At 37.8% G+C, this 6,209-nt stretch carries 6 protein-coding genes and 1 rRNA gene; 5 read left to right on the top strand and 2 right to left on the bottom strand.

Translation table 11 applies throughout. From position 1 onward, the window contains the following. Positions 1 to 5: 5 nt before the first annotated feature. From rrf to ACSLUH_RS09660, 3 genes are all read left to right on the top strand, one after another. A 5S ribosomal RNA gene (gene rrf, locus ACSLUH_RS09670) occupies positions 6 to 120 on the top strand. A 199-nt stretch (positions 121 to 319) separates the two neighbouring features. Beyond that, a complete protein-coding gene (gene ylqF / locus ACSLUH_RS09665; protein ID WP_448566388.1) occupies positions 320 to 1,264 on the top strand; it encodes a ribosome biogenesis GTPase YlqF in 945 nt (314 codons plus the stop codon). Between the two features lie 4 nt (positions 1,265 to 1,268). Continuing rightward, complete coding sequence (locus ACSLUH_RS09660; RefSeq protein WP_448566386.1) at positions 1,269 to 1,697, top strand: HIT domain-containing protein; 429 nt, start codon at positions 1,269 to 1,271, stop codon at positions 1,695 to 1,697. Positions 1,698 to 1,706: 9 nt separating this feature from the next. Here the strand turns inward: ACSLUH_RS09660 and megL are convergent, their stop codons facing one another. Next, on the bottom strand, positions 1,707 to 2,912 hold the full coding sequence (megL, locus tag ACSLUH_RS09655; RefSeq protein WP_448566384.1) for a methionine gamma-lyase: 1,206 nt from the start codon (positions 2,910 to 2,912) through the stop codon (positions 1,707 to 1,709). A gap of 279 nt (positions 2,913 to 3,191) precedes the next feature. Here megL and ACSLUH_RS09650 point away from each other — a divergent pair, with 279 nt between their 5' ends. Beyond that, positions 3,192 to 4,721: a sigma 54-interacting transcriptional regulator gene (locus tag ACSLUH_RS09650; RefSeq protein ID WP_448566382.1), complete on the top strand. Its 1,530-nt coding sequence runs from the start codon at positions 3,192 to 3,194 to the stop codon at positions 4,719 to 4,721. 177 nt (positions 4,722 to 4,898) lie between these two features. Then, entirely contained in the window at positions 4,899 to 5,330 is a 432-nt protein-coding gene (locus tag ACSLUH_RS09645; RefSeq protein ID WP_448566380.1) for a BLUF domain-containing protein, read from the top strand. A gap of 72 nt (positions 5,331 to 5,402) precedes the next feature. Here the strand turns inward: ACSLUH_RS09645 and ACSLUH_RS09640 are convergent, their stop codons facing one another. Further along, the gene (locus ACSLUH_RS09640) at positions 5,403 to 6,200 is read right to left on the bottom strand and encodes a response regulator (RefSeq protein WP_448566378.1); all 798 of its coding nucleotides are present in this window, start codon (positions 6,198 to 6,200) and stop codon (positions 5,403 to 5,405) included. Positions 6,201 to 6,209: the final 9 nt, after the last annotated feature.

The raw sequence follows: 6,209 nt of genomic DNA, 5'->3' as shown, positions 1-6,209 counted from the left end.
TTTTGTCTAGCGACAATAGCACTGTGGTACCACCTGATCCCATTCCGAACTCAGAAGTGAAACGCAGTCGCGCCGATGGTAGTGTGGGAGTTCCCATGTGAGAGTAGGTCATCGCTAGACTCCTATTAAAAAAGCCCGATACATACGTGTCGGGCTTTTTGCATCTTTAAGTGTCCCTGCTAATTACTTCAAATTTATTCTATGGATAACAAGCTTTAAGTCATATCAGCTATTTAATCTATTTCGAATAGATGCGTTTATAAAGCTTTTATTGATTATCAATGTTACCATTTATATTATTTTAATATGTACGGTTGTTATGGCAATAAACTGGTTTCCTGGGCATATGCATAAAGCCCAAAAAGAGATTAAAGAAATCCTTCCACAAATTGATGTGGTTATCGAAGTTTGCGATGCAAGGATCCCCTTTAGTAGTGAAAACCCAATGATCACTGAAATACGCGGTGATAAACCTCTTATTAAGATTCTAAATAAATCTGATTTGGCGGATCCTATCATTACTCAACAATGGCTTGAGTATTTTAAGTCACAACGTAATGTTCAAGCGATAGCGTTAACTACTGAGAATCCAATGGTAGCTAAAACTATTCCTCAAATGATTAAAGATTTGGTGCCAAATAAGAATGAAGCGGGCAAACAGATAAATGCTGTGATCATGGGGATCCCAAATGTTGGTAAGTCGACATTGCTTAATACATTGGTTGGAAAAGCAAAGGCAAAAGTCGGGAATGAACCTGCCGTCACTAAAGGACAGCAACGAATTCGTCTGGAAGATGGACTATATCTCTACGATACCCCAGGGATGCTCTGGCCTAAAATAGTAAACGAAAATAGTGGCTATCGTTTAGCGATTACCAGTGCTGTAAAAGATACTGCTTATGACCATGATGACATCGCTTGTTTTGCAGCAGAGTACTTATTGAAAAACTATCCTCAGCGTCTTGAACAACGATATGATATTGACGAGTTACCAGAACGAGAGGTTGAACTTATCGAAGAAGTTGGACGTAGAAGAGGGTGTATTAGAAGTGGTGGACACGTTGATTTCCATAAAGCTTCTGCAATATTGATTAATGAAATTCGTGATAAAACGTTAGGGGAATTGAGTTTTGAAACTCCTGAAATCGTAGAACAAGAACAAGTGTATTTTGCAGAACTTGAACAAAAAAAACAGGCCGAACGTGAAGCTCGTAAGCAAGCAAGAGGACGCGGCCGAAAGAATAAACCTAAAAAGGGGCGATAAAGCAATGACGACAAACTTTGAGCTAGACCCATTGTTGCAGAAAGATTGTATTGAGTTATTAGACTTACCGTTATCTAAGTTACTGTTGATGAATGATAGTCAATATCCATGGTTTATTTTGGTGCCAAGAATTGCAGATATCAATGAAATTTATCAGTTGGAATGGCAAGAGCAACAACAGTTATTGAATGAATCAAGTTTATTAGCTGAATTTTTAATGCAGCATTATCATGGCGATAAACTAAATATTGGTGCATTAGGGAATATTTGCAAACAACTGCACTTACATCATGTGGTAAGGTTCCAGTCAGATAAAGCGTGGCCAAAACCTATTTGGGGAGTTCATGCCGTTGAACCCTATCAAACCAAACAAATAGAACAGATTAAAAAGGACATCATTCCTGCATTAAAAACGATTCTAATGCAGGAATGAAAATTTTAGTTAAGCGACGTTCTCATGGAGACTTTCAATAGCGTCAAGCGATTGCTTTAAATCTGCGATCATATCTTCAACGTTTTCCAAGCCAGCAGAAATTCTTATTAAACCATCACTAATACCTGCATCTCGGCGCTCTTCATCAGAATATGGTGAGTGCGTCATTGATGCGGGATGTTGAATCAACGACTCAGCATCACCCAAGCTGACGGCGATAGAAAATAACTTCATTCGATTGATAAACGCTGCGCCACCGGCCAAATCAGTTTTCAATTCAAAGGCAATCACACCGCCGGCTGCTTTCATTTGATTACCAATGAAGGGGAAACCTGAGTGAGAAGCTAAGCCAGGGTAGTAAACTTTTTCCACCATTGGGTGGCTTTCTAAATATTCTGCCACGTGTTGAGCGTTTTGACAGTGACGCTCAACACGTATTGGCAGGGTTTTTAACCCTCTAAGAATAAGCCATGCATCATGTGGGCTCATCGTTGCGCCAATATCTTTTAATGCAGTAAGTTTAATGTGCTCAATCATTTCTTTGGTACCACAAATGATACCAGCAACAACGTCACCATGACCATTAAGGTATTTTGTTGCACTGTGAATAACAATATCAGCACCATACTTTTTTGGTTGCTGCAGCACTGGCGTCATAAAGGTATTGTCTACTACAGATATCAGTTTATGCTGTTGAGTAATGGCGAGGATCTTTTCAAGATCGAGAACTTCGAGGTTAGGGTTGATAGGGCTTTCTAAAAAGACCATTTTTGTATTGGGTTTAATAGCTGCGGTAATGTTTTCCGGGTTTGCCATATCAACAAAGCTTGCTTCAATACCAAATTTAGTCAGCATATGGCTAATTAATGCAAAGGTACAGCCATAGACAGCGTTTGAAGAAATAATATGGTCACCTGCTGATAAGTTTGCAAGTAAAGCACCTGAGACTGCAGCCATCCCTGTTGCAGTAGCCGCAGCATCTTCCATTCCTTCCATCTCTGCTACTCGCATCTCTAATTGACGAGTAGTCGGGTTGCCCAATCGCGTGTAGATATAACCAGAAGATTCACCAGCGAAACGCTGGGCGCCTTGCTCTGCGTTATCAAATATAAAAGTCGATGTCTGGTATAAGGGGGTCGCTAAAGATCCAAATTGCTCGTCGTTGATACGACCTGAATGAATAGCTTGAGTTTCGATATGCTTGCTGTAAGTCATTATATTCTCTTGGTTATAGGTTTTTATTATTTTAGTTAGCACTTAATATGTTCTTAGCAAAAGGTGAGCCATTTAAAATATTTAATATAAATCAATGGTTTAGATTTTATTCAGATTATGATTAATAACCCTTTGTAATATATTTATTACATTGATTTGGTAGGAAGGTAATAAAACCCTTAAAATCTATGCCCTAAACCTTTAAAAATAGTAATCCTTTTAAATTTGTCATATATTTATGACTAGTAATAAATATATGACATGAGATTAGCGCAATAAATGAAAGTAAAAATAACCTCCCTTGATAGGATCGGGATCAGTCAAGAGATACTTGCAGTATTTGCGGGAAAATCTTGGAATGTCAAAGCTATTGAAGTTGAGCGTCATCACACTTTTGTCAATATTGATAATAATAAAGTATCTATTGAATTAATACATGAGTCGCTTAGTCATATAGCGGGTTATTCTCATTGTGAAGCCATAGCGTTAATGCCATCTCAATTGAGAGAGAATCACTTATATACATTATTAGATCGATTACCCGACCCGCTAATTGATGTTGACGCTAATGGTATTATTCTCGCTTTAAATAACAATGCCAATAAGTTGTTTAGTGAAAGCCGTGATGATGTAATTGGTAAGAAACTATCACAGTATCTTGACTTTCCGCTTCCATTACCAGATGAACAAAATGAGTACAGTGTAAACATTAGTATTCATAGCAAGCTTTACATAGCGGATGTTAATCCAGTAGTTGTTGATAATAGTGTCAATGGCGCAGTCATTATATTGCGTTCAACTCATCAAATGGGTAGGCAATTGTCCGTGATGCAAAGTGATGTTCACCAGGGCGCACATAGTATAGTAGGGCAATCATCAACGCTAAAATTAGTGATTGATCAAACGTTAAAGTTTGCTGATATGAATTTACCGGTCTTAATTCTTGGTGAAACTGGCACCGGAAAAGAGTTGTTTGCCAAGTCATTACATTTTTCTAGTCAGCGACGCAACGCGCCATTTTTATCTATTAATTGTGCTAGTTTGCCAGAGCACCTGTTGGAAAGTGAGTTGTTTGGTTATGAATCGGGAGCCTTTACAGGTGCCAATAAGGCCGGTAAGCCAGGGCTTTTCGAACTAGCGTCAGGCGGTACGGTATTTCTTGATGAAATTGCTGAAATGTCAGTGTATTTACAAGCGAAGTTATTACGATTTTTACAAGATTATCGATTCAGAAGAATTGGTGGAACGAAAGAAATTATTGCTGATGTAAAAATAGTTAGTGCGAGCCATCAAAATTTTGAAAAGCTAATTGAGCAAAAACAATTTCGAGAAGATTTATTTTATCGATTAAATGTACTTAGACTCGAGATCCCTTCTTTGCGAAAAAGAGCCGAAGATATTCCATTGCTAGTTGACCATTTCCTTAAGAATGCCGCCAAACATGTAAATACAAGTCCGCCAATGGTGACACCTGAAGCCATGCGAGCGATGAAGTCTTATGCGTGGCCTGGAAATATTCGCGAGCTTGAAAATACGTTATTTAGATTAGTGGCATTAAATGGTGAGCAAAAAATTACTGAAAAAGATGTGAAACATGTGATGCGAGCGAAACCAAATAATACAAATCAGTTTAGTCATGCTGAAGAGAGCGATGTTAAAGACTGGCATAGTGCTCAACAGGCTTTTGAAAAGCAATTGCTTACCCGTTTATATCCTCACTACCCAACGACGCGTAAGCTAGCAGAAAGATTAAATGTTTCTCACAACAAAATAGCGATGAAACTACGCGAATACGGTATTAGACGCTAACGAGCCCACCTTTTAATAATCATTTCTCACTTAGTTGAGTTTACGCAACGTGACTGATGGTATTGGGGCTTATCTTTGTTTCTGAATTGTTTCTGTTTCGTTTAGTTGTTTGATTTGGATTGACCGAATGGTTAGGATCGCGGCCTTTTGAAATATACTACCTCGAGGTAGCCAGCATTGAGCAACATTTTTTCTTTAGTCTATGCAAGCAAAATAACAAACTGTTTGAAGGACTCTTATGAAATAGAAAGAGTTTTACAGACTTCTAGAATAAACAACGCGTCACAGCAAATCACAGGAATTTTGTTGTGTAACCTTAATAATTGTCTTCAATACATTGAGGGAACAAAATCCGAAATTGATAAGTTATTTGAGAAGATACTGAAAGATAGGCGTCACTATAATGTAGTTAAAGTTGCTGAAGCGCATATGACTCAAAGGCGGTTTGGACGTTGGGATATGGGGTTCTTTATTGCGCGAGAAAATCAATTTGACTTTTTGCCTTCTTGTTGGACGACATTAAATGAAGTTCAAGCATTAAATGTGATTAATATTGCAGAGCAAGCTCATCAAAATGATAATATGGACATATTTTATCGCTTGGGGTGAGCCATCGAATGACGGTTAATACTGAGCTTATTAATTTTAATTGTCTACGAACTTCATTTAAGTAAAGCTGCACTAGTGCTCAAGTAATTGATAAAGCACTTGTTTGACATATTCTGGTTCAAATGGTTTATCACACAGTGCATTAACACCGTCAGCCTCAATATTAGCTAAATGCGTATCTTTGCTTTCACTTGTTACCATTAATATCGGAATATGGGACTGTTGGCTTTGCTCGCGGATAAATTTAGTTAATGCTCTACCATCCATTTCCGGCATATTAAAATCAGTGACCACTAAATCAAACATCTGTTCTTTTATTATGCTAATTGCCTCACTACCATCGGCAGCTTCGGTGATCTTTAATAAGCCAAGGTTATTTAATACTCTTTTAATAAATTTTCGGGCTAAAGCACTATCATCGACTAGCAATACGCGAATTTGATGGACGTCAAAATGATCTAATTCAATTTCATCTACGCTTAATAAATCAATGGTGGTGTTAATCGCATAATGAAGATGATCTGTGGTAAATGGTTTGGGAAGTATCGCGACAACACCTGATTGCTTAAATTCTTCTAGATGTTCACGGCGATGTTCACTAGAAACCAACATGAAAGGAGTTTCGGCCATTGTTTCTTCACCGCGAATATAGCGAAGTAACTCTAACCCTGTACCATCTTCAAAATGTAATGCGCTAATAATTAAGTCAAACTGATGTCTATTAAGAATGTTTATTGCGTCTTTTTTATTGGTTGCTGGGGTTACTTCCGTAACATCATGTTGTTGTAAATGTTTAATAATGATTTTTCTTTGAGTATCTGATGGTTCAATCAGTAAAATTGATAATTCATTTGGTTGTAATGTTTGCATAGGTCTTCC

This window comes from Thalassotalea ganghwensis, assembly GCF_053485795.1.
The sequence above is the reverse complement of the archived record's forward strand: the minus strand, read 5'-3'. Positions and strand labels throughout refer to the sequence as shown.

What these genes read in the sequence shown, in the direction of transcription:
- ACSLUH_RS09650 (WP_448566382.1), top strand. Translation starts at nt 3,192, where the DNA reads ATGAAAGTAAAAATAACCTCCCTTGATAGGATCGGGATCAGTCAAGAG.
- ACSLUH_RS09640 (WP_448566378.1), bottom strand. Translation starts at nt 6,200, where the DNA reads ATGCAAACATTACAACCAAATGAATTATCAATTTTACTGATTGAACCA.
- megL (WP_448566384.1), bottom strand. Translation starts at nt 2,912, where the DNA reads ATGACTTACAGCAAGCATATCGAAACTCAAGCTATTCATTCAGGTCGT.
- ACSLUH_RS09660 (WP_448566386.1), top strand. Translation starts at nt 1,269, where the DNA reads ATGACGACAAACTTTGAGCTAGACCCATTGTTGCAGAAAGATTGTATT.
- ylqF (WP_448566388.1), top strand. Translation starts at nt 320, where the DNA reads ATGGCAATAAACTGGTTTCCTGGGCATATGCATAAAGCCCAAAAAGAG.